Raw genomic sequence first — 24427 nt, 5'->3', positions numbered from 1 at the left:
TATCCTCTGTGCGATGATGAACTGTACAAGATGATGAAATGCATAAGCAGGCGGATATCTTAGCTCAGTAAAAAGGGAAGCTTGCGATCCAAAAAACCAATAAAGCCTACTTGCCCAACGGCGCCAGCAGCGCCTGCAGATCGTCGGCGTTGAACTTGGGCGCCAGCGCGCCGTCGCTGCCCAGCACGCCTTCCGCCAGCGCGGCCTTGCGCGCCTGCAGGTCCAAGATGCGTTCTTCTATGCTGCCCTCTACCACCAGCTTGTAGACCAGCACGGTCTGTTCCTGCCCTATGCGGTGCGCGCGGGCTGCGGCCTGCTCTTCCACTGCGGGGTTCCACCACGGGTCCATGAAAATCACCGTATCGGCAGCAGTCAGGTTCAGGCCCACACCGCCAGCCTTGAGGCTGACCAGCAGGATAGGCACGGTCTTGGCCTGGAACTGCGCGACGACGCCGCCGCGTTGGCTGACTGGCGTCTTCCCCGTCAGCGACAGCCACGGCAATTCCAGCGCGGCCAGTTCTTCTGCGACCAGATCCAGCATTTCGGTGAACTGGGAAAATACCAGCACGCGCCGGCCTTCCGCCACCAGCGCCGGCAGCATGTCGGCCAGCATGTCCAGCTTGGCGCGCTCCATGTCGTCTGCCGCCTTGCCGCCTTTCAGCAGGCGCGGGTCGCAGCAAACCTGGCGCAGCTTCAACAGCGCATCCAGGATGGTGATCTGCGCGCCGGAGAAACCCTTGCGCTGCAGGATGCGGCGCACCTGTTCATCGGCCGCCACGCGCACGCTCTCATACAGGTCGCGCTGCTTGCCCTGCAGCTGCAACCGTTTGATGACTTCCACCCGCGGCGGCAGTTCAGACGCCACGTCCTGCTTGCGGCGGCGCAGGATAAAGGGTCGCACCCTTTGCGCCAGCAGCTGCGCGCGCAAGGTTTCGCCATTCACTTCTATCGGCCTGCGCCACAGGCGCATGAAGCTGCGCATGTCGCCGAGGAAACCCGGCATCAGGAAATCAAATTGCGTCCACAGCTCGCCCAGGTGGTTTTCCAGCGGCGTGCCAGTGATGCACAAGCGGTGTCGCGCACGGATGCGGCGCACTGCGTCCGCGCTGCGGCCGGCGGCGTTTTTCACCGTCTGCGCCTCATCCAGCACCAGCAGGTGGAATTGCTGCCGGGCCAGCGCATCGATATCGCGCCACAGCAATGGATAGGTGGTCAGCACCAGGTCATAAGCGGCCATGTGGCGGAAATCCTGTTCCCGCTCCGGCCCTTGCAAGGTCAGCACGCGCAAACCGGGCGCCATGCGTTTTGCTTCCGCCTGCCAGTTGAAGATCAGCGAGGTTGGCAACACGATCAGCGAAGGCACATCCATGCGGCCCGATTGTTTTTCGATCAGCAGATGCGCCAGCGCCTGCGCGGTTTTGCCCAGACCCATGTCGTCCGCCAGGATGCCGGCCAGGTGCTGCTCGCGCAGGTATTGCAGCCACGCGACGCCGTGCAGCTGGTAGGGGCGCAGGCTGATGCCCAGCCCTTCCGGCGGCGCCACGGCCTTCGGCCCGCCTGTATGTTGCAGTCGTTTCGCCAGCAAACGCAGGCCAGCGTCGCCCTGCAACTGCCAGGCGCCGTGCGCGCCGGCGCGTGTCTGCTGGCTGTCCAGCAGGCTCTGGCGCAGCGCTTCCAGCCGGTAGGCATCCCACGCAGACAGCGGCAGCGGCCCTTCTTTTTGCTGGATGTCCGTCAGCAGTTCCAGCATATTGCCGACGATGGCTTTCAGCGGCGCAGCCAGTGCATCTATGCGCTTGCCGCCCGGCGCGCGCAAGGTGATGACGGCCAGGTCGTCGATTGCGGCCACCTGGCTGGCGCTGAGCCAGCGTGCATCGCGTTGCAGCAGGTTGGCCAGCATGGGCACCAGGTCCAGCATCTGGCCGTCTATTTCCACGCCCAGGCTCAGCATCCACGAGCCTTCGCGCACAGGCAAGCCCAGCGCGGTAATTTCCACCGGCCGCCCCTGCATGGCGGCGACGGCCTCCTTGCCCAGCACCTCGCCGGTATCAGGATTGACGATCAGGTGCCAGGCTTCCACCGCCACGCTCTCGTGTGCAAAGCCGGGCCGCACGACTACCGACCAGCCCTGCGCCTGCAAGGCCGGCAATTGCTCGGCCCAAAAATCGGCAAAGAAACCTTCCTGCAACAGGCTCCACAACGGTCCGTGCAGCATGCCGGCTTCTTCTGTGCGCCATTGCAGCGTTTCCGCCGGGACCGGATGCAGGCCCAGCTCCCACACCTTGTCCAGCGCATCCGCTTCGGCACCCAGGTCGCGCACCAGCGTCACGCTGCGGCCCTGGGCATCGCTGAGTTCATGCGTGGAAGTGGGCCTGCGGTTCAGCAAGGCCGTGGGGGCAGGTGTTTCCCAGCGCAAGCCGCTTTTGGTGGTGTACAGCCAGTCTATCTGCGCCACGGTGACACTGCCGCCGCGTGGGCCAAAACCACCGGACGGACGCATTCCCAGCAGGCCATCACCGCGGCCCAGGGTCTGCAGGGTAATGCGCGGACGGAACCGGCCCGGCAATTCGGCAGGATTTTCTTCAGCACCATTCACTTCAGCGCCGCTCACGTCTTCCATTCCGCTCCATGCACCAAGCATCCTCTTATCAATTTAATACTCCGATTATAAGGGCTGGCGGCCACTGCCCGCAGTTGCCGGAGCAAATACCGGCCGGCATTTTGCAAACATCCAGACAAAACCGCTGCTGCCGCTTCGCGGTATTTTCGGGACCAACCCTTGCGGCGAATAACTAGGACTGATATAGTCTTAGTTATCAACCCAAGGAGAACGACATGAAAAAACGCATACTGATCATCGGCGCCGGTTTTGCCGGAGTGTGGAGTGCCCTCGCCGCAGCACGCCGCATCAAACTGGAAGGCAGCCCCGAAGGCGCCATTGAAATTGCCCTGGTTGCGCCCGAGCCGGTGCTGACCATGCGTCCGAGGCTGTATGAAGCCGAACCCGCCACCATGGCAGTGCCGCTGCAAAAACTGTTCGACGATACCAAGGTGCGTTACATCCAGGGCAAGGTGGAAACCATCCACACCGAAGCAGGCGAAGTCGACATCGTGGCTGCCGATGGAGAACGCAGCACCATGCGTTATGACCGTCTGGTGCTGGCCGCCGGCAGCAATCTGTTCCGCCCCGACATTCCCGGCCTGCGCGAGCACGCCTTCAGTATCGACCAGCGCAATGAGGCAGTCTCACTGGATGAGCATTTGCGCCAGCTGGCAAAACAGCCGGCTTCTCCGGCGCGCAATACCGTCATCGTCGCCGGCGGCGGCTTTACCGGAATCGAAGTGGCAACGGAATTACCCGGTCGCCTGCGCACCGTGCTGGGCCAGGATGCGGATGTCAAGGTCATCATCGTGGAGCGTGCCGACGAGATCGGACCGGATCTGGGACCGGGCCCGCGCCCCGTCATCAGCCAGGCGCTGGCCGAACTGGGTGTGGAATGCCGCCTGGGTTCTGCAGTAGCGCGGATAGACGCCAACGGCATCACCACCGCTGCCGGCGAGCGTTTAGAAGCAGCTACTGTGATCTGGACTGCCGGCGTGCGTGCCAGCGCGCTGACAGCGCAAATCCCTGCCTCGCGTGATGCGCTGGGCCGCCTGCAGGTCGGGCAAGACCTGAAAGTGCCGGCGGTGCCGGGCGTATTTGCGACCGGCGACGCTGCCGTTGCGGCAACGGACGACGAAGGCAACCACACGCTGATGAGCTGCCAGCACGCCTTGTATCTGGGACGTTTTGCCGGCGACAATTCCGCAGCCGACCTGTTGGGACTGCCCACCCGCAGCTATCGCCAGCCTTTTTATGTCACCTGCCTCGACCTGGGCGGCTGGGGTGCGGTGGTCACCAAAGGCTGGGAACGCGATATCTGGCTGAAAGGCGACGAAGCGAAAGCCATGAAAATCGCCATCAACAGCCGGGTAATCTATCCGCCTGCCGATAGCGATGAAGCGCTGGCGGCAGCCGATCCCGACTTTGAACTGGTGCTGTAAGCGCGCTTGCCGCCCATAACGTGGAGTGATAAAGTCTTCGTTTTGCATTTTGGGAGAGACTTGCCATGGCACATTATGGAACCGGCACCGAATACGGCTTGCACTGCCTGCTGTTCCTGGCCCGGCCTCTTGCCGAGCCGGCCAGCAGCCGCGACCTGGCGGAACTACAGGGCATCTCCGTCTCTTTCCTGGCCAAGATTTTTCCCAAGCTGGAAAAGGCCGGCATCGTCAAGGCGTCGGAAGGCATACGCGGCGGCTACCAGCTGGCGCGCGCGCCGGACCAGATCAGTGTGCTCGACGTGGTGGACGCCATCGAAGGCCCCAAACCGCTATTCGATTGCCAGCAGATACGCGACCGCTGCACGCTGTACGAAGGCGCCGTGCCGGGATGGATGACCAGCGGCATCTGCGGCATCCACGCACTGATGCTGAGGGCGGAAAAAAGCATGCGCGCAGAACTGGCGCGTACCACGCTGCACGACCTGGCTCAGGGCGTAGGCGGCAATGCGCCGGCAGGCTTTACGGATGATTTGCAGAACTGGTTCAGCGACCGGGTCCAGGTCCGTACCGAGGCGCGCGTAGCGGCCGTCACGGGGCCGAGGTCAAGAAAAAAACCAGGCAACGGCGAGTGATGCAGCAGACCGTGCAAACAGAGTCCCCACTGCGCTGCTGACGCGGGCTGCTTGCACGCGTCCTCTTACCTCCTCTTATTCAATACCCTCGGCAGGCCGATGGCAGGCTGATGCAGGCTAAAGGCTGCATCCCAATTATCAACCTCCCAAAAACCCCAGCAGCTCCATCCTCGCGCCCGCTCTGCAGAACAGACTGCGTTGCCACACTCGCATCAGAAAATATCCCGCTGCTGATCGGACAATTCTTACAAAGTGTAACGGCGCACTCCTGTAGTGGGTGTGCGTGGAGAAATTTATGATGACTCCAGCTTATTTATTTCCGGCTAATGACTTCCGACTACTTCCGAATGCGGGCAAAGGGGCAATCATGAAAAATCTGTTGAATATGGGTTTGACGAGCGACGACGATACTTCACTGAAGCTGGAGGAGCATTTTCGCCAGCAGCGCAAGCTGCAACTGCGTAGCGGCGGCGATGACAACGGCGACAAACCCGCGCGCCGCCCTGCCCGTTTCTTCCGGCAGATCGAAGAGCCGAGGATGAGCCGCCGTACCATGTACGCCAGCTGAACGGAGCGCACCATGTCCAGACCCAAACGCAATGGCCGCTATGCCTATGTCTGCTACGCCTTCTTCATCCTGATCGGTGCGGATATGCTGAGCCTGCTACCGCGCCAGTCCACGTTTTGCAGCGGTCTGCAAAATTGCAGCCTTGCCCCGCTGTACCTGATGTGGACTATCCCGGTTGGCCTGATGGCGTTCGGCATCGCCATGGCCTTGTACAAGGCCAGCGAAGACCTGCACCTGCATGATCGCCTGCAACGCTGGCTGGAGCCTTTGACGCGCCTGGTGCTGCGCCGCCCCGACATCAAATAATTGTCACGAACCAAACGTCCCGGCAGCCCCTGCACAGAAGGCAGAGGTGGCGCTGATTATCCTCAGATAATCCAGGCGCCGTCCTTGTAGACGACTTCCTCGCCCAGATACACCGCCTCCGTCACCGCAAACACATCCACATGGTGGCGCGCGTCGGCGCGGCGGAAATTGGGCTTGGTATAGACGCCGTGCTTGGCGCCCAGCGACAGATGAATACCGCACATCCGTTCATAGGTGCCGATGTCGCTGACCAGCCTGTCCTTGGAAAAGGCCCGGTTCATGCCGAAGCCTAATTCACGCAGCCAGACCTCGCCCTCGTCGGCGCGGATGTTGGCCATTACCTCATCAAAATCGGGCGTACTATCGATGACGTCGCTTACCCTGCCCTTGGTCACGACCAGCGTGATCGGCTTTTCCGGTTTATTGACGGAAAACCGGGTGTCCCCAAAAACAAAGATGCGCACTCGCCCGTTGACGGCCTCCAGATCCTGCGCTTCGGTAAACACTTCACCGATGGGAAACTGGCCGCCGATGTTTTTCATGCCGCTGTAGTCGCCGATATTGAGCTTGGCGGCTTCAAAGGGTGAACCAAACACCAGCCGCTCGCCGCCGCTGTCCACCACGCCGTATTCGGCGCTGTCGATGCGTGCCTTCAGCGCGGCGCCGGTGCCACGGAAATAGGCGGGGTCGTACGCCAATGCCTCTATGTAGTACAAGGCTTCCTGCCCCGGCATGCGCGCCAGATGCGGATGCTCAATCACCTTCAGCGAACGCTTGAACAGCTCTATGCGTATGCGGTAGGCTTCCAGCCGAAAGTTGGTGGACTGCACCAGCACCACCAGATCGCCTGGCGCCAGCGTCTCAAACGCCGCCAGGATATCCCCTTGCGGCACCGCATCGAAATCGATGAAACGCGCGTCCGGCAGGCAGCGCCGGTAGGCTTCAGTCAGCGCAATCGACAGGTCGCAGCGCGCATCCGACACCACCACCGCGCCTTGTCCGGCGGTATGCTCCATCGCCAGCGCCAGGACATCGGCCAGGTGCCTGGCCGCAGTGTCCACCGCTTGCGGCGGCAGTTCCGCGATCGTGACAGGTACGCCTGCGGGCAAAAGGTATATCGGGGAAGGATCTGCTGCGGTCATCATTATCTGGAAAAAAATAGGTAAAAAGCTAACTATACAGGCAATCTGCGTAGTCAATGAGGCGTGCACGTCTCCGGCAGCATTTTACCCTGCCGGGGCAGGCAGGAACGGGATGGCAGCAGGCATCGCAGGGGATAGTAGCGGATAAAAACAAGACAGGCGGCGCGGGACGGCATGACGGTTGCCTCGACGGTTGCCCACGACCGCAGCCAAATATTGCCAAATATCCGCTAAATAATACCTAATTTATACCTAATTAATGCCTATCATGGCCAATCTGGAGCCCTGTCACGTGCACAACAGAGTAAACTACGCCCTTAAGCCCATCGCACAGTGCGATGACGGCAAACCAGCGAGTTATACCATGTCCGAAACACCTATCCCCCTCTTTGCCGACCTTAATCTCAGCGAACCCTTGTTACGCGTGCTGAAGGAAGTCGGCTATGAGACGCCGTCGCCGATCCAGGCCGCCACCATTCCCGTGCTGCTGTCCAACCGCGACGTGCTGGGCCAGGCGCAGACCGGCACCGGCAAGACGGCTGCCTTCGCGCTGCCTATCCTGTCCCGCATCGACCTGAAGCAGACTACGCCGCAGGCGCTGGTGCTGGCGCCTACCCGCGAACTCGCAATCCAGGTGGCAGAAGCCTTCCAGCGCTATGCCACGCACATCCCCGGTTTCCACGTGCTGCCCATCTACGGCGGCCAGAGCTACGGTCCGCAGCTGAGCGCATTGCGCCGCGGCGTGCACGTCGTCGTCGGCACGCCGGGCCGCGTGATCGACCATCTGGACAAGAATTCGCTGGACCTGTCTCACCTGAAAACCCTGGTGCTGGACGAAGCCGACGAAATGCTGCGCATGGGCTTTATCGATGACGTGGAACGCATCCTGCAAGAAACACCAGCCAGCCGCCAGACCGCACTGTTCTCGGCCACCATGCCGTCCGCCATCAAGCGCATCGCACAGACTTACCTGAACAAACCGGCAGAAATCACCGTCGCCGCCAAAACCGGCACGGCCGACAATATCCGCCAGCGCTACTGGCTGGTCAGCGGCATGCACAAGCTGGATGCCCTGACCCGTATCCTGGAAGCCGAAACCTTCGACGGCATGATCATCTTTTCCCGCACCAAGCTGGGCACGGAAGAGCTGGCCGGCAAGCTGCAGGCAAGAGGCTTCTCCGCCGCCGCCATCAACGGCGATATCCAGCAGCAGCAGCGCGAACGCACGATACAGCAGCTGAAAGACGGCAAGATCGACATCCTGGTCGCCACCGACGTGGCTGCCCGCGGGCTGGACGTGGACCGCATCAGCCACGTCATCAACTACGACGTGCCGCATGATCCGGAAAGCTATACCCACCGTATCGGCCGCACCGGCCGCGCCGGACGCAGCGGCGAAGCCATCCTGTTCATCACGCCGCGTGAAAAGAACCTGCTGAAGGCAATTGAGCGCGCCACCCGCCAGCCGGTTGCACCGCTGGAGCTGCCGAGCATACAGGCCGTCAACGACGTGCGCATCGCCAGGTTCAAGGACCAGATCAAAGACACGCTGGCCGAAGGAGAGCTGGAACAGTTCCAGAACATCATTGAAGAATACGAGCGCGAGCACAATGTGCCGGCGATAGAAATTGCCGCGGCGCTGGCCAAAATGGCGCGCGGCGACGTGCCGCTGCTGCTGGACAAGAAACAGCAGCGCGAGCCGCAGGCCACTGCGTCCTGGTCCGACGACAGGCCGGCGCGTGCCGGCAAGTTCGACCGTCCGGAGCGGGCAGACCGTCCAGAACGCATGGAGCGTAACGACAGGTTCGAGCGCCCCGCCTTCGGCAGGAAAGAACGCATAGACCGCCAGCCCGATGCCGGCATGCAAACCTACCGCATCGAAGTCGGCCATGAACACGGCGTCAAACCGGGCAATATCGTCGGCGCTATCGCCAACGAAGCCGGGCTGGATTCCAAGCACATCGGCCGCATAGAAATCTACGACGACTACAGCGTTCTGGACTTGCCAGAAGATTTATCCTCCTCCACGCTGGAACAGCTTCAAACCGTCAGGGTTGCGGGCCAGCAGCTGCGCATACGCGCGGACGGCGCTGCATCCTCTGCACCTTCTTCACCATCGGCGCCTGCAGCCAGGCCGGCAGCAAAAAAAGAACCTGCCGCCAGGAAAGCGCATGAAGACACTTTCGCCGAACCGGCAAAACGCAAGGAGCCGGTAGAACGCAAGGAAACGGCTGAACGCAAACCTAAGCCGGAAGCGCTGGAAGAAGTCGTCCAGGCGGCACTGGCGGAACGTCCCGCTGCGGAGAAAAAAGAAAAGCCTGCAAAAGGCAAAATCCCCATGCAGACCTTCCGCATAGAAGTCGGCCGAGACCATGCGGTGACGCCGGCCAATATCGTCGGCGCCATCGCCAATGAAGCCGGGCTGGAAGCCAAGCACATAGGCCGCATCGACATCTTCGACAGCTACACCGTGCTGGATCTGCCGGACGGCATGCCGAAGGATTTGTTCGAGCACCTGAAAAAAGTCTGGGTCGGCGGCCAGCAGCTGCAGATCAGCCTCGCAGGCGCGCAGGAACGGGCAGCCGTAGACAGCAAACCGGCGCCGAAGAAAGCGCCCCTGGGCGCCGGCAAAAGCGGCGGCGACCGGCGCGTGATGGAAAAATCGGCGCCGTTCAAATCCAAGAGCATGCCAGGCAAGGGAAAGCCGCCACGCAAGGGATAAAGTCTGACCATGGCCCTTCCCTGCCGGGGAAGGGCCCTAGCTAAACGCGGTGGCCGGCGGTACTTTACCGGCCATGCGTTCTTGCATATCATATTCGGGCAAGGCCCGAAAGCAGTCCGCTCCACCCCGGAATAATTCTATAAAAAACAAGCTGCCGCTGGAGAAAGCATGAAAATCGCAAACATCACCATAGGTTCGCGGCTGGCAATAGGCTTCGGCCTGCTGATCGCACTGATGCTGGTCATCGCCGGCATCGGCATCGACCGCCTGGACAGCAACGTGGAGACGACAAAACTGATCGTCCATGACCGCTACGCCAAGGTTGCGCTCAGCAGTGAGATCAAGAGCAACGTCAATACCGGCGCGCGCAGCCTCAGCGGTGCGCTGCTGGCGCCCAACGACCAGATAAAGCAGCAGATGCTGCAGCAGCTTGCCGATTCCTCCAAAGCCAACACGGCGGCGTACGAAAAACTGAAAGAATCCCTCGTGTCCAGTGCCGGGAAAACCCTGCTGCAGGCACAGATGGACGCGAGGGAAAAATACAGCGCCGTACGCAGCGCGACGATCAAGCTTCTGAACGAGGGCAACAAGGATGAAGCCGTCGCGTATATGCTGAAAGAAGTGGTCGCGCCGCAGGCCGACTATTTTGCACAGGTCGATAAAATGGTTGCCTACCAGGCCGACATGATGAGCAAGGACAGCGACAATGCGATGGCCCAGGCCCGCTTTGCCGATATCCTGATGCTGTCGCTGTCGGGCATTGCCGTCTTGCTGGCAGCGGCAATCGGCGTATTCATCACACGCTCCATCACACGCCCTATCAATAACGCGGTGGATGTTGCCGAATCGGTTGCCGGCGGCGACCTGACGCGCCAGATCCATGTCACCAGCACCAACGAAACCGGCCGCCTGCTCGGCGCGCTGAAAAGCATGAACGACAACCTACAGCGCATCGTCAGCCAGGTGCGCGCCGGCACCGATACGATCGCCACCGCCTCGTCTCAAATTGCCGTCGGCAACATGGACCTATCTTCGCGCACCGAAGAACAGGCCAGCTCGCTGGAAGAAACCGCCTCCGCGATGGAAGAACTGACCTCCACCGTCAAGCAGAACGCAGACAATGCGCGCCAGGCCAACCAGCTGGCCGCCAGCGCCTCTGAAGTCGCCATCACCGGTGGTGACGTCGTGGGCCAGGTAATCCAGACAATGAGCTCCATCAACGATTCATCGAAAAAGATCGTGGACATCATCAGCGTTATCGACGGCATTGCCTTCCAGACCAACATCCTGGCGCTGAACGCCGCGGTGGAAGCGGCGCGCGCCGGCGAGCAAGGCCGCGGCTTTGCCGTGGTCGCCAGCGAAGTGCGCAACCTGGCGCAGCGTTCGGCCAGTGCGGCCAAAGAGATCAAGACACTGATCGGCGATTCGGTGGAAAAAGTGGATGCAGGCAGCAGGCTGGTGCAGCATGCCGGCAAGACCATGGATGAGGTGGTGGCCAGCGTGCAGCGCGTCACCGACGTCATCAGCGAAATATCGTCTGCCAGCAATGAGCAGAGCACAGGCATAGAACAGATCAACCTCGCCATCACGCAGATGGATGAGGTTACGCAGCAGAACGCCGCGCTGGTGGAAGAAGCCGCCGCCGCATCACAATCCCTGCAGGATCAGGCGTCTAACCTGGTGGACGTGGTCAGCATCTTCAAGCTGGATGCCGCCCACCACCATGCAACAAGCCCAACAAGCCGGGCGCCGGCCAGGCTGTCCACTGCGCGGCCCGCTGCCGAACTCGCAGTGTCAACAGCGAAACCGGCGCGGCTGACAATGTAACGGAAATAGCCGGCAATGCGGTGCAATAGCCGGGGCTATTGCACCTTGCATCCAAGGTTTTCCCGCGTTTTCCTGCGTGCTTCTACTCTCTACTTGACGATCTGGCCGCGGATTTCACCTCCGGGCTTGGCCGCGCTATGCACATTGATGTAGTAGCCGCCGGCCATCAGCGTGGCAAGCTGCGCATCGGTCAAGGTCACGCTCGCAGTCCAGGTTCCGCTGCCGGCGGGAGACTCGGCCAGGGGAATGATGACGCCGCCGTTAGTCCCGGCCGCGCCCTGGTGGATATGCGCGGCAGTACCGGTGATGCCGGTCGTGGTCACGTTGACCGTCAACGCCTTGGTGGCAGTATCCAGCACCAGCTTGGCATTGCCGGTCGCGGTACTGGTATTGGCCGGCACTTCCGAAGCGCCGTTCAGCGCAACGTTCATGTTTGTCGTCGAAGAGCCTTTGCCCATGAAACCGCCGTTGGCACAGGACACCAGGGCAACAGTCAGACCCGCCATCAACAGGCGGCCTGCAAGACGGGTAAGCTTGCTGGATTGCATATTCATCTTATCTCCTTTTATTTTTGCGAACGGCCGATATCAGGAAGACACAGCCTGCGCCCAGTGTATACCGGTTTTAATGAAAAAAGTTCTACGTGCCGTGGGGCAATGCCTGCTTCCGCCGTCCAACAATACTGCCGGGGCACAGCCCCCCCCGAGATGCAGGCCCGCCCCGGCAAGCCGCCCTATCCGCGCCGCATCACCTGGTGCCGCTGCCAGTAGTGGCCGAAAGCCGCCTTGAAATTGTCCTTCTGCTTGCCCAGGCCTGGCAGCTTGATCTTGGTGGTCTTGGCGCCGAAGAAGCCTTTTTCCGGATGCTCTATGGTCAGCACGTCGCCGCCTATGCCATCCTCATATTTGGTCTTGTGCACGCTGTCCCAGGGAATTTCATCTTGCCCCGGCGCGGTGATGCCGGCGTAGCTGATGATGATCTGCTGTTCGTTTTTCAGGTCGAAGGCGATGGTGGGGAAATATTTGAGCACGATGGCCTGCTCTTCTTCATTCGCCGGTTCATAGCGGTAGGCCTGGCTGTGTTCATGCGCGGCGGCAAACTGCTCTTCGTATGCGGTCCATAAGCGGTGCTCAATGTCGGGCGCGGTGGAAATCGCATCGGCCCAGCTTGTCAGCGGTGTGCTTGTGACGATGCTGCCGTATTCCTGTTCCGGCACCGTGTGCTCCACATTGCGCATGCGGTCTTCCAGCATGGGGTGGGAATCGAAGGGATGCGGCACGCGCGCGCTTTTCATTTCATCGACAAATTCCGGCGACGTAGCGTACGGCGCCAGGCCCGAAGCGACATAGCCGGCAATGCCCAGGCTGCCGCCGTGCTTCTGGTTTTGCTCGAACAGGCCGCGCTCTATCTGCGAACGGTAGCGCGCATACGCAGCGATCTTGATCAGCGACTGCACGATGGCCTTGCCCGAAATGATCTTGGCGGCAATGCGGTCTGCGAGGAACTCGCGCTCTCGGCTGTCGCTCTTCAGCGCAATCTCAAAGATCACGCGGTACAGGTTCATCAGTTGGTACACGACAATGGTCAGGCCGCCGCTCGCCATGGCCCGACAATACTGGTCGTACTGCACCAGCTTGGGACCCAGCGCGGCGCTGCTGGCAGTATCGCCGCCACGCAGATGCGCAAGCTCATGCGTCAGCACCGCATCGGCTTCATACTGGTCCAGCACGCGCAGCAGCGGAATGCTGACGAACAGCGAGCGACCCGTCAGCGTCTTGCCATTGACGGTCAACGGTGCTTCGGTGACAAAGAAATTGGTGTCGATGCCGGCGATGATCTGGCGCGGCGCATCCGTTTTCAGCCTGGTCGCCAGCTCGCGCGCCCTGGCCCATAGCGCAGGCGCGCTGGCTTCATCAACCAGCTCACCATCCACTTCACTATCGTGGCCGGCTTTCTTGAAGATGCTGACCATGGTCAGCAGCACGCCGGCGCCCACCGCCAGGCCGATGACAAGGATCAGCTTGACCGAGTAACGCTCCAGGAAATAGGCCGTCAACCAGAAAGACAGCCATACCAGCATGCCTCCCTGCAGCAGGACTCCAAGTGCGCTGGAAAACCGCAGCAGCTGCCAGCCGGCGATAAAACTGCGGTATTGCGCACTGCGGTCGGCAAAGGCCAGTACGCTGAGCACCAGCACCGCCAACAGGATGACGCCGCCACCCGCGATCGTCCATACCGCCGCCTTTTTCGCCACATGAAACTGCCAGTTCTCGGAATAGAGCGCGCATACGCCTTCCTGGTACCTGATCAGTGCCGGGTCGGTATTGCTGCACATCGTAGACGGCGGATGGCTGCGGAAGAACGTTATGCGGTCCTCCTTTTCCTGCGCCGACATGCGCGCATCGGCGCCGATATCCTTGGCGACCCATTGCTCAAAGGCTTCGTCATCATGCGGCTGCGCGTACTCTACAAAGGCCAGCGTGATTGCCGGCACCAGGAAAAGCGACAACAGCGAATATAGAAAAGCCTTGAACAGGCCTTTGAGAAATTCCGTACTTGGCTTCATGGGCGCATATCAAAAAGCAGGCGGTTGATCGTCAGCCCCTTGCAGATACGCCTGTGGTGCGGGAGCCGGCGACCCTCGGACCTGGATCGCAATGTGTTATCTTTATTTTAATATTATTTTCAGGCAAGCCCATGTTTTTTTGCCATGGTTGTGGTTTTCCCATCCGGGTGCAACGACGCTGGCACCGCTGATGCTTAAGCTGGTAGCTGCTATTCCAGGATAAGCCACCGTCTTGTTGACGCTGAAGGCCGCTGCTAATCTGTAATCCCGTTTTCCACCAGGACCAGCCATGAGCACAGCAGCCACCTATAGCGCCGCCAAATTTACCGCCCGCGCCGCAGAGTATGAAGAGCAAAGCCGCATCGCGCTGGCCGGCTACGATGCCTGCCATGAACTGGCAGCCTGTATGCTGGCAGCCTCGCTCGGCAGCGGCGGCGCGGCGCGCATACTGGTGGCGGGCGCCGGCGGCCCGGCCCGGGAAATCACGCTGGCCGGCAGGCTGGAGCCCGGCTGGCGCTTCACCGCCGTGGACCCATCGCCCGTCATGCTGGAAATCGCCATGGGCAAAGTCGCCGAAGCCGGCATGACACCCAAGGTGGAGGCCATCGCCGGCACAGTCGCAGATTTGCCGCAACAGGCACGTTTTGATGCCGCGACGCTGATAGGTGTACTGCACCACTTGCCCGGCGACGACGCCAAGCGCGCCATCCTGCATGAAATGGCCCGCCGCCTGAAGCCGGGGGCGCCGCTGATCCTGGCGTGCAACCGGTATGCGTATGCAAGCCAGCCGCTACTGTTGGCGGCATGGGGGGAGCGCTGGCGCCAACAAGGAGCAAGCCCGGACGAGGTAAAGGCCAAACTCGGCAAGATCCTACAAGGCGCAGACCCGCCGCATTCAGAACAGGCAGTGGCCGTACTGCTGGCAGAGGCTGGCTTTGATACGCCTTTGCCCTTCTTTTCCAGCCTGTTTTGGGGAGCGTGGATTGCGTATCGGAGGGAATGACCCAGGGGTTTGACGCGTGTGAGCCGATTTTTTAAAGCCAATTTTTTAATTGACGCCGCACTGATGTAAAGGCTGACTTGAAGGCCGATATGAAGGCGCTTGCGGTGCAATGCGCTGCGCTTATTGCACCCTACCTCCCTCGCATGAAGCCCCCGCTAAGGCTCGGCGTACAAGGGCAATATCGCCTTCAGGATAGCCTCTGAACGGCGCTGGCCGTATCCCTTGCCGTAGGCGCTGGACGTGATGGCAACCACCAGATCGAGGCTGGGCACCACGTAGATCTTGTTGCCGCCGTTGCCAGATGCGAAGGAAACCGGCACTTTGACGCCTTTGACATCCTGCACCTTGTAGTACCAGAAATAGCCGTAGCTGTCGGCATAGGGGTCGGTGGCCGAGATGGGGAAGCGCGGCTTCAGGCTTTCTTCTATCCAAGATGCGCTCAGCACCTGGCGGCCCTGGTAGCGGCCCTTGTCCAGCACCATGTGCCCTATTTTCGCCAGGTCCCGTGCCGTCAGCGACAGGTTGCCCTGCCCCTTGGTGTGGCCCTTGGCGTCGCCGGCCCATTGCCATTCCGTGATGCCCAGCGGTGCAAACAGCGCGGAGCCGGCGAAATCGGCCATGGTCTGATGCGCGGCTTTTTCCACAATGATGCCGGCAATATAGGCTGTCAGCGAGTTATAGCGGTAGCGCGTGCCGGGCGGGTCCGCACGTGGAACGGCAAAGGCAAAGGCGAAGGGATCGGCGGCTTCATCCATTTTGTCTTCATTGCCGGGAGAGTCTGGGTCTTCATCAAAAGCTGCCAGGCCGGAGCGCATGGTCAGCACATCCTGCAGGCGTACATCGCCGATTGCCGTGCCGCGCGTTTCGGGCCAGTATTGCTGCACACTGTCCGACACGCTGCGGATTTTGCCCTGGTCCAGCGCAGCGCCGATCAACAGCGAGGTAATGCTCTTGCCGGCGGAACGGATGTCATGCAAGGTAGTAGGCAATTCGCCGTTGTAATACTGCTCGCCGATGACGTTCCCATGGCGCAGCACGATGACAGCCTTCAGGTCCGGGTGTTCATCGCGGTTCCATTGCGCCAGCGTTGTGCTGAGCGCCTGGTCCGTCGCCGCCGTTGCTACCAAAGCTGTCGGAGCTATCGAAGCCGCCGGCGCAATGGCCCAATGTGCCGCAAGAATGATGGCGATACCTAGCCGGCGCTTGTTCATGGAGGAAAGGGCGAAGTTCATGGTCATGGATGGTCAATATTCGGCATCCATACCCGCAGCAGCGAATACAGGCGTTCCAGGTCGATAGGTTTGGCCAGGTAATCCGACATGCCGGCGTTCAGGCATTGCTCCTGGTCGTCTTTCATTGCTTTTGCAGTAATGCCGATGATGGGCAGTTTCTGGAAGCGCGCATCCTTGCGGATATTGCGCGTGGCTTCCAGCCCGTCCATGCCCGGCATCATCACGTCCATCAGCACCATGTCGATGTCGCTGACTTCATCCAGCTTGCGGATGGCCTCGAAACCGTCGCGGCCTATTTCCACCTTGGCGCCCTTTTGCTCCAGCGCACTGGTCAGCGCGAAGATGTTGCGGATGTCGTCATCCACCAGCAGGATGCGGCGGCCTTCCAGTATCTGGTCGCGGTTGCGCACATTCTTCAGCATGGCCTGGCGGTCTGTCGGCAATTCCGATTCCACCTTGTGCAGGAACAGCGTCACCTCGTCCAGCAGGCGTTCCGGCGAACGCGCGCCCTTGATGATGATGGAGCGCGAGTATTTTTGCAGCTCGGCCTCTTCGGAGCGCGTCAGTTGGCGGCCGGTATACACGATCACCGGCGGGAAGGAGAAAATCTCTTCGCTGGCCATGCGCTGCAACAGCTCCTGCCCCTGGATGTCCGGCAGCTTCAGGTCGATGATCATGCAGTCGAAAATGCTGGTGCGCAGAAGCTCCAGCGCTTCATTGCCGTAGCCCACCGCAGTGATCTCCACGTTATCGCTACCGATCAGCTCCATCACACTTTCGCGCTGGCGGTCGTCGTCTTCTACCAGCAGCACACGCTTGGTGGTCTGGCTGAATTTGGATTCCAGTTTCTCAAACACCTGCTTCAGCTGTTCACGCGTCGTCGGTTTGACGGCGTAGCCTACGGCGCCCTGCTGCAAGGCCACCTGCACGCGGTCCGTGGCGGACACGATATGCACCGGGATATGGCGGATGGCGCCCGTCGTCTTCAGTTTTTGCAGCACACTCATGCCGGACGCATCCGGCAGCTTGATATCCAGCAGGATGGCATCCGGCAGGAAATCGGCCGCCATCTGCAGGCCTTCCGACGCCGTCATCGCCACCAGGCACTGGTACTGCATCTCATGCGCCAGATCGTACAGGATGCGGGCAAAATCCGGCTCGTCTTCAATGACCAGCACGGTGCGCTTGTTGCCCGCACCGTGCTGATGCCTATCATCCGGGAAGGCAGGCATCTGGGCACTAGGTGTTTTGAGGATTGCCGGAGCCGGAGCCGCAGCCGGCTGCCGAACCTGGGCGATAAACACTTGCTCCCGCGCAGGAGAGGACGGCGCAGCCAATGGCGCCCCTGCTATTGCCACAGCAGGGGTAGCAGTATCCAGTTGCAGTTTCGGTGGCAGTGTCAGCGTAAAGGTACTGCCCTTGCCGATGGCGCTTTCCACCGTGATCGCGCCGCCCAGCAGGCTGGCCAGTTCACGGGAGATGGACAAGCCCAGGCCGGTGCCGCCGTATTTGCGGCTGGTGGTGCCGTCGGCCTGCTGGAAAGCTTCGAAGATGATTTTCTGCTGCTCGGTTGCGATGCCGATACCAGAATCTTCAACGGCAAACACAATCGCGCCGTGTGCGCCCGACGTCACCGTCATCTTCACCTGCCCTGCCTCGGTAAATTTGACGGCATTGGACAACAGGTTTTTCAGTATCTGCTCCACGCGCTGGCGGTCGGAGAAGATCGCCGCAGGCGCATCGGGCTGGATATCCACGGTGAACGTCAGCGCCTTTTGCGAAGCCAGCGGCGCAAAGGTTGCGCGTATGCTTTCCGCCAGCGAAGCCACTGGTATGTCTTCGGGATCAAGCTCCAGCTTGCCTGCCTCCACCTTGGAAATATCCAGGATGTCGTTGATCAGGTTCAGCAGGTCGTTGCCGGAGGAGTAAATGGTCTGCGCAAACTTGACCTGCTCCGGGCTCAGATTGCCGGGCTGGTTGTCCGCCAGCAGCTTGGACAGGATCAGCGAACTGTTGAGCGGCGTACGCAGCTCATGCGACATATTGGCCAGGAATTCGGATTTGTACTTGCTGGCCCGCTGCAGGTCCAGCGCGCGCTGTTCCAGCTCATGCTGCGCAGTATTGAGGGCGATATTCTTCTGGTCCAGCGCCATCGCCTGTTCCGCCAGCACGTGATTGGTCTGCTGCAGCTCCGCCCGCTGGTTCTCCAGGTTGGCCTGTGACTGCTCCAGTACCCGCGATTGTTCTTCCAGTTCTTCATTCGCCGCGCGCAATTCTTCTTGCTGGGTTTGCAGTTCTTCGTTCAGTTGCTGCGTTTCCGCCAGCGCGTCCTGCAGGCGCAGGCGCGACATCACGGATGCGACGGTAGCGCCGATGCGCGGTGCTACCAGCGTCAAAAATTCAAGATCGCGCGCCGTCAGCGCATGCATGAACCCCAACTCCACCACGCCATACCCATCGCGCTCCTGGTCAATGGGAACCAGCACAATACTCTTCGGCAGAGTGGCGCCCAGCCCGGAATTCACCGTCAGATAGCTGTCGGGGACATTGTCCAGCCGGATCACGCGCTTCGACAGTGCCGCCTGGCCAACCAGGCTCTCTGCATCGCGGAAGGTCTGCGGCATTGCTTCGCTTTCCTTGCTGAATCCATAGGTGGCTGCCCGGGTCAGCGTGCCGGATGCATCCCTGACATACAGCGCACCCACGGCGGCATCCAGATAGGACGCAAGAAAATCCAGCAGGCTGCGGCCCAGTTGCTGCACCGAAGATTCGCCTATGGTTTTTTCCACCAGTTCGTTCTGGCCGCTGCGCTGCCAGGCTTGCTGCTCCAGTATCTTGGCCTGCTCGGTGCTGTGCACCAGCGCATTGTTGTAGGTAGTAGACAAGCCGACCAGCTCGCGCCGGCCGAATATGGCCAGGATAACGCTCAGCACCAGGCTGAAGATAACGAACAGGCCCGCACCGCCGAAAGACACGCTTTTTGCGGAATCGTTGCGCTCCTTGAGCAGTCCCTGCTCATGCTGCACGAAATCGTCGAACTCCTTGCGCATCTCTTCATATTCGGCCCTGCCGCCGCCTACGCGTGCATAAGGCAGCTTGTCGCTTTGACGGCGCAACTCTATGGTGCCGACGGCATAAGCTTCCCATGCACGATGCAGCGCGATGATGCGCTTGACCCGGTCTACCTGGATGGGATTGTCATTGACGAAGTCCGCCAGCGAGGGCAGCGCCGACGCAATCTTCGATTTGGCCAGCATGAAAGGCGCGAGGTAGTTTTCATCGCCGGTGATCAGGAAACCGCGCACGCTGGTCTGCTCATCGGTAACCAGCTTGGACACATCATTCGCATGGGCGATGGCCTCATGCGTATGGTCTACCCAGTCCAGCGTGGAGATCAGGTAGATCATCAGCGCGACGAAGACCAGCGCACTGCCTATGCCGGTGGCTAGCGGGATCGTGACATTGCGGGCGAGGATGCGGCGAAAATCCGCCTGGTCAAGTGTAGAAGAGCCGGCCATTTTGCAATTTTTTTCATTTGGAGAGCATTGAAGTCTATAGTAATTTCCATGTCCGGTCTGAACATATTGCTATCATTCATCGCTATCATTCAGGGCTTGCAAAATAGCCAATGCCCAAAACAAAAACCCACCGCCCGCCAGGGCAATGGGTTTTAAAGGAGTTTTATATTGCATGCTACCGCGCTATTGCGGCTTATGCACCCGGCGGTGCACCCAGTGTAGACTTAATTTGAGCTCAGATAATCCACCGCCAGCGCAGACAAGGCCCGCGCACCGACCGGCAATGCAGACTCATCCACCTGGTATAGCGGCGAGTGGTTGACCGGCGCCGTTTTAGGATCGATGCCCTGCGCAGTCGAGCCTACGAAGAAGAACAGGCCAGGCGCTTTTTTCTGGTATTCCGAAAAATCTTCCGACGCGCTGACCTTCGGCACCATCACCACCCTGCCGTTGGCCGCCTTGCCCAGCGTGGGCAGCATTTTTTGCGTCAGCGCGTCGTTATTGACGGTGGTCGAATAATGCACCGGGCTGACGGCCATGTCCGCCCTGGCGCCGCTGCTTTGTGCAATCGATGTCGCTGTCAGGCTCATGCGGCGCAGGATGTCGTCGCGCATGCCGTCATCGAAGGTACGCACCGTGCCCATCATCTCCACCGAATCCGGCACGATGTTCTCGCGGTTGCCGCCGTGGATGGTGCCCACGGTGACAACTGCCGGCTCCTTGGTCAGGTCGGTCTGCCGGCTGATGATGGTTTGCAGCCCCAGCACGATCTGCGCGGACGACACGATGGGGTCGATGCCGCCCCAGGGGATCGCGCCATGCGTTTGTTTACCCGTAACCTTGATCGTATAGGTATCAGCCGACGCCATCACCGGCCCGCTGCGGTAGCCGATCACACCTGCCGGCAAGCCCGAAGACAGATGCAGGCCGAACACGGCATCCACCTTGGGGTTGTCCATGACGCCCGCATCGATCATCGCCGCCGCGCCTATATGCGCACCCGGCACGGCCTGCTCGGCGGACAAGCCCTCTTCCGCCGGCTGGAAAATCAGCTTTACCGTGCCCGGCAACTGGTCCTTCATGCCCGCCAGAACTTCTGCCACCGCCATCAGGATAGCAGTGTGCCCATCATGTCCGCAGGCATGCGCCACATCCACCTGCTTGCCCATGTGCGTGCCTTTGGCCTTGGAAGCAAACGGCAGATCCACCATCTCCTTTACCGGCAAGGCATCCATATCCGCCCGCAGCGCCACGACCTTGCCGGGCTTGCCGCCTTTGAGTATACCCACCACACCCGTGCCGCCAACGCCGGTCTTGACCTCATACCCCAGCTTTTTCAGATGCGCCGCCACCAGCGCCGATGTGCGCGTCTCCTGGCCGGACAATTCCGGATGCTGGTGGATGTCGCGCCGCCAGCTGATCAGCTGCGGCTCAATCGCCGTCACCCGGCCCGTGATGTTCTGCATGGCAGTATCGTCAATCGCATACGCGCCCGCCGACGCTCCCAGCGCCAATGCCGTTACCACTGCGGACTGCAATAATTTCAAACGCATATCTTCTCCAAGGTTGGTTTCTATTTATTTTCTATTTTTTCAATCAGGGCTTGCTGCCGCGGGATCGCCATGCGGCATGTGGTGCATGGACATTTGGCAAGGGATAGCTCGGCAAATGAGGGATTCAGTTTGCCATAAGTTGGGATGGGATAGAGTCTGCGTGTTGTTTAACGATGGAATGTTGGCTTGTAGCGACTTGATGAATTATGTTTTGAGATTGCTGGCCTGGGGGTAGCCCTGCCAGCAATTTCAAAATCCAGGCACGTAAAAAGGATAACCAGCCTATGCAGACCTAAAGCCCGCCGTCGCTCGCCGGCTACCCTCCCCTCACATATTCCGAAACAAGGCCATGAATGGCTGGCTGACACTCAGGGTCTCGGGCCGGGTCTTCAACTTCACGATCCCCTTCCCGCTATTATCGCGCGCAATGGAAGCAATCGCCTTCACATTGACGATGGTCGCGCGATGGATCTGTTTGAAGATGTTGGGGTCCAGCACGTCCAGCAGCTCGCGGATAGGCTTGCGCAGGATGGCTTCGCCCTGGGCGGTCATGACGATGGTGTACTTGTTGTCCGACTGGAAGTAGGCGATATCGTCCACCATGATGAGCCGGGTCTCGGTGCCGGCGCTGGCGGTGATCCAGACCAGTGGCTCAGGCACAGGCGTCTTTGGCAGGCCAACACTGAGCCGGGCAAGCAACGCGGCCAGTGCGGAGGCATCGGTAGTGCCGGCGGCGGCGCGTTTTTGCAGGCGCTGCACGGTCGCGGCGAGGCGGTCTTTTTCTATCGGCTTCAGCAGGTAATCGACAGCGCCTTTTTCAAACGCGTCTATTGCATACTGGTTATAGGCGGTGACGAATACGATCTGCGATTGCGGGCTGGCTTCGGCCATGGCGGCGGCTACCTCCAGGCCCGACAGGCCGGGCATGCGGATATCCAGGAAAACCACGTCGGGCTGGTGCTCGGCAATCGCTTCCAGCGCCGCGCCGCCGTCATCGCAGGCAGCCACCACATCCAGTTGCGGCCAGACTTCCGACAGTAGCTGCAGCAGCGAATCGCGCAATAGCGCCTCATCTTCGGCGACAACGCATTTAGGCATGTTCGGCTCCTTCGCCCGATACAGGCACGGTAATCGTGGCGGCAACGCCGTTAGGGAAATTGGCGACAATCGCAAAAGATGCCGCGGCGCCGTAAGCCAGGCGCAAGCGCTCGCGCACATTGCGCAGGCCGATGCCGGTGCCGCCGCCTTCGGCGCTGAAGCCGCGGCCATCGTCGGCCACCGTCACCGCCACCGCGCTATCGGTAGTGCGCGCCAGTATCCATATCGTGCCGCCGCCGGTCTTGGGTTCCAAGCCGTGCTTGATGGCGTTTTCCACCAGCGTCTGCAGCATCATCGTCGGGAAAGGCACAAACTTCAGCGTGTCGGGAATGTCGATTTGCAACTGCAGGCGCGAGCCCATGCGTATCTTCAGGATGTCCAGGTAGGCGCGGGCACGCTCCAGCTCCTCGCCTATGGTGGACAGCGAATCCTCGGTACGCGGCAGCGAATGGCGCAGGTAGGTGATCAGGTTGCCCAGCATTTCGTCGGCACGTGGCGGATCGGTGCGGGTCAGCACCTGCGCGCTGGCCAGGGTGTTGTACAGGAAGTGCGGTTCCACCTGCGCATGCAGCAGGCTGAGCTTGGCGACCGTCAGTTCCTTTTCAGTGACGGTCTGCTTGACGCTGGCCTGCTCGCTGCGGCGGCGCTCGGCCACGCGGCGCGTGATGGCGCGGCTGATGGCTTCGGCATTTTCCAGGTTGGTGCCGTCATCCACCAGGAACCAGTCGCTCCAGGCGGCACGCTCCGGTTCGCAGATCAGTTTGACGCTGCCGGTATCCTGCCCGGGCGTGACGGTGGCGAGGATCTGGTTGCGGCGGGAGCCGAACCAGTTGAAGAAGCTCAGCCGCGCCAGCAGCTGGTTGGTATAGGGATCGATGCGCTTTACCTTGGCGCGCACCTGCAGGCTGTCTCGCGCGCTTTCCACCAGCTCGGTCCCCGGCAGCTCGCGTATCGCGGCATCCACGATATCGAAGGCCTCGCCCGCCTCGCAGGGTATCTCTATCTGGCGGCGCTGGCGGTTGGCCAGCGTACTGGCATTGACCTGATCGGCAATCAGGCGCACCCGCCGCAAGTGGGAAAAACCGCCGCTGATGACAACACAGGCCAGCAGCGCTGCCATTGTCAGGAAGAACTCGGCAGGCGGCGAGTTGTACGGGAACATCACCGTCAGCGAAAAAATCAGGAAGGCAAGGTACACAAATGCCCACGCAAAGACGGTGCGGAGAATAAAAAGAAAGCTCGTCAACATGATCTGTTCCAGGATAGTAGCGTTGGAGCAAGAATAACAGCCCTTCCCACTCCCGGCGCATGATATCCGACGAAACCGCAAAACGACAGACGGGCAAGGGGAAAACCGGTGTAAAACTGGTGTAAAACCGGATAAAAAACAGGCTGGCGGCTGGAACGAACGGTTTATTTCTGCAGCAGCATCATTACGGCAGTAGCCACCAGCACCGAGCAGAACAGCACACGCACCTTCAGCGGCGAAAACTTATGCGCCAGCGCCACGCCCCAGGACACGCTGGTAATGCCGCCGATGGCCAGCGGTATGCCCGTGATCCAGCTGACGTGGCCGGCGTGCGCATAGGTGAACAGCGCGACGATGGAGCCGGGTATCACCAGCGCCAGTGCCATGGCCTGCGCCTGCATCTGCGTGGCGCCGAACAGGCTGACCAGCGCCGGCACCGCCACCAGCCCGCCGCCTACGGTAAACAGGCCGGACATCGCGCCGCTGAGCACGCCGACTGCGGGTATGAATTTTTTAGGGACCGCTGCCTTGGGAGCCGCCGTACTGGCCCTGGCGCGCAGTTGCCACAGGAAATACACGGCCAGCACGATGAGGAAGATGGCAAAGGCAAACTGCAGGCTATGCGCTCCCACCATCGACGCAAAGCGCGCCGAGATGAATGAGGTGATGATGGTGGCCACCGCCAGCCCGCCGGTGGCGCCCATGTCTATCTGGTTGCGCTGGCGGTAACGGATGAAGCCGATCAGCACATTCGGCGTGATCATGACCAGCGCCGTGCCTTGCGCCAGGTGCTGGTCCATGCCGTATAAAAATGTCAGCACGGGGATGGCGATCAGGCCGCCGCCTATGCCCAGCAGGCCGCCGACGGCGCCCAGGCCCACACCCATGATGAGATTGAAGACTACGGTCAGTATCAGGTGCTGGTCGGGCATGGAGGGTTTGCAAAAAAATTACGTAAAACAATAAA

Annotated in this window: 17 protein-coding genes; 7 read left to right on the top strand and 10 right to left on the bottom strand. The window is 60.6% G+C overall.

What is annotated here, in order from left to right; genetic code table 11:
• Positions 1–106: 106 nt before the first annotated feature.
• The gene (locus ACO0LO_RS03950) at positions 107–2620 is read right to left on the bottom strand and encodes a DEAD/DEAH box helicase (RefSeq protein ID WP_422962896.1); all 2514 of its coding nucleotides are present in this window, start codon (positions 2618–2620) and stop codon (positions 107–109) included.
• Positions 2621–2835: 215 nt separating this feature from the next.
• Between ACO0LO_RS03950 and ACO0LO_RS03945 the strand changes: the two genes are divergently transcribed.
• The 4 genes from ACO0LO_RS03945 (at position 2836) to ACO0LO_RS03930 (ending at position 5550) form a co-directional block, all read left to right on the top strand.
• Positions 2836–4044, top strand: a complete 1209-nt coding sequence (locus ACO0LO_RS03945) for an NAD(P)/FAD-dependent oxidoreductase (protein WP_422962895.1) — start codon at positions 2836–2838, stop codon at positions 4042–4044.
• Positions 4045–4109: 65 nt separating this feature from the next.
• Positions 4110–4676: an RrF2 family transcriptional regulator gene (locus ACO0LO_RS03940; protein ID WP_422962894.1), complete on the top strand. Its 567-nt coding sequence runs from the start codon at positions 4110–4112 to the stop codon at positions 4674–4676.
• A 367-nt stretch (positions 4677–5043) separates the two neighbouring features.
• Complete coding sequence (locus ACO0LO_RS03935; RefSeq protein ID WP_422962893.1) at positions 5044–5244, top strand: hypothetical protein; 201 nt, start codon at positions 5044–5046, stop codon at positions 5242–5244.
• Between the two features lie 12 nt (positions 5245–5256).
• Positions 5257–5550, top strand: a complete 294-nt coding sequence (locus tag ACO0LO_RS03930) for a hypothetical protein (protein WP_422962892.1) — start codon at positions 5257–5259, stop codon at positions 5548–5550.
• A gap of 62 nt (positions 5551–5612) precedes the next feature.
• On the opposite strand, the gene ACO0LO_RS03925 is transcribed toward ACO0LO_RS03930, so the two are convergent.
• Complete coding sequence (locus ACO0LO_RS03925; RefSeq protein ID WP_422963474.1) at positions 5613–6692, bottom strand: hypothetical protein; 1080 nt, start codon at positions 6690–6692, stop codon at positions 5613–5615.
• A gap of 364 nt (positions 6693–7056) precedes the next feature.
• Between ACO0LO_RS03925 and ACO0LO_RS03920 the strand changes: the two genes are divergently transcribed.
• Complete coding sequence (locus ACO0LO_RS03920) at positions 7057–9414, top strand: DEAD/DEAH box helicase (protein WP_422962891.1); 2358 nt, start codon at positions 7057–7059, stop codon at positions 9412–9414.
• Positions 9415–9582: 168 nt separating this feature from the next.
• Entirely contained in the window at positions 9583–11241 is a 1659-nt protein-coding gene (locus ACO0LO_RS03915; protein ID WP_422962890.1) for a methyl-accepting chemotaxis protein, read from the top strand.
• Between the two features lie 89 nt (positions 11242–11330).
• On the opposite strand, the gene ACO0LO_RS03910 is transcribed toward ACO0LO_RS03915, so the two are convergent.
• Together ACO0LO_RS03910 and ACO0LO_RS03905 are read right to left on the bottom strand one after the other, a co-directional pair.
• Positions 11331–11795: a CHRD domain-containing protein gene (locus ACO0LO_RS03910; RefSeq protein WP_422962889.1), complete on the bottom strand. Its 465-nt coding sequence runs from the start codon at positions 11793–11795 to the stop codon at positions 11331–11333.
• 179 nt (positions 11796–11974) lie between these two features.
• On the bottom strand, positions 11975–13807 hold the full coding sequence (locus tag ACO0LO_RS03905) for a M48 family metallopeptidase (RefSeq protein WP_422962888.1): 1833 nt from the start codon (positions 13805–13807) through the stop codon (positions 11975–11977).
• Positions 13808–14096: 289 nt separating this feature from the next.
• Between ACO0LO_RS03905 and ACO0LO_RS03900 the strand changes: the two genes are divergently transcribed.
• A complete protein-coding gene (locus ACO0LO_RS03900) occupies positions 14097–14810 on the top strand; it encodes a class I SAM-dependent methyltransferase (RefSeq protein WP_422962887.1) in 714 nt (237 codons plus the stop codon).
• 155 nt (positions 14811–14965) lie between these two features.
• Here the strand turns inward: ACO0LO_RS03900 and ACO0LO_RS03895 are convergent, their stop codons facing one another.
• The 6 genes from ACO0LO_RS03895 to ACO0LO_RS03870 all read right to left on the bottom strand — a co-directional run bounded on the left by ACO0LO_RS03895 (position 14966) and on the right by ACO0LO_RS03870 (position 24392).
• A complete protein-coding gene (locus tag ACO0LO_RS03895; protein ID WP_422962886.1) occupies positions 14966–16048 on the bottom strand; it encodes a serine hydrolase domain-containing protein in 1083 nt (360 codons plus the stop codon).
• Positions 16045–19560, bottom strand: coding sequence for a response regulator (locus ACO0LO_RS03890; RefSeq protein ID WP_422962885.1), 3516 nt, complete (start codon positions 19558–19560; stop codon positions 16045–16047). Before ACO0LO_RS03890 ends, ACO0LO_RS03895 begins: the two co-directional genes overlap by 4 nt.
• Before the next feature lie 224 nt (positions 19561–19784).
• The gene (locus ACO0LO_RS03885; RefSeq protein ID WP_422962884.1) at positions 19785–21113 is read right to left on the bottom strand and encodes an amidohydrolase; all 1329 of its coding nucleotides are present in this window, start codon (positions 21111–21113) and stop codon (positions 19785–19787) included.
• A gap of 327 nt (positions 21114–21440) precedes the next feature.
• Positions 21441–22211: a LytR/AlgR family response regulator transcription factor gene (locus ACO0LO_RS03880; protein WP_422962883.1), complete on the bottom strand. Its 771-nt coding sequence runs from the start codon at positions 22209–22211 to the stop codon at positions 21441–21443.
• A complete protein-coding gene (locus ACO0LO_RS03875) occupies positions 22204–23460 on the bottom strand; it encodes a sensor histidine kinase (protein ID WP_422962882.1) in 1257 nt (418 codons plus the stop codon). Before ACO0LO_RS03875 ends, ACO0LO_RS03880 begins: the two co-directional genes overlap by 8 nt.
• Positions 23461–23624: 164 nt before the next feature.
• Positions 23625–24392: a sulfite exporter TauE/SafE family protein gene (locus tag ACO0LO_RS03870; protein ID WP_422962881.1), complete on the bottom strand. Its 768-nt coding sequence runs from the start codon at positions 24390–24392 to the stop codon at positions 23625–23627.
• Between the last annotated feature and the right edge of the window lie 35 nt (positions 24393–24427).

The sequence above is a fragment of the Undibacterium sp. TJN25 genome, from assembly GCF_049339885.1.
Taxonomy (GTDB): domain Bacteria; phylum Pseudomonadota; class Gammaproteobacteria; order Burkholderiales; family Burkholderiaceae_D; genus Undibacterium.
This window is presented reverse-complemented; position numbering and strand designations above follow the sequence as displayed.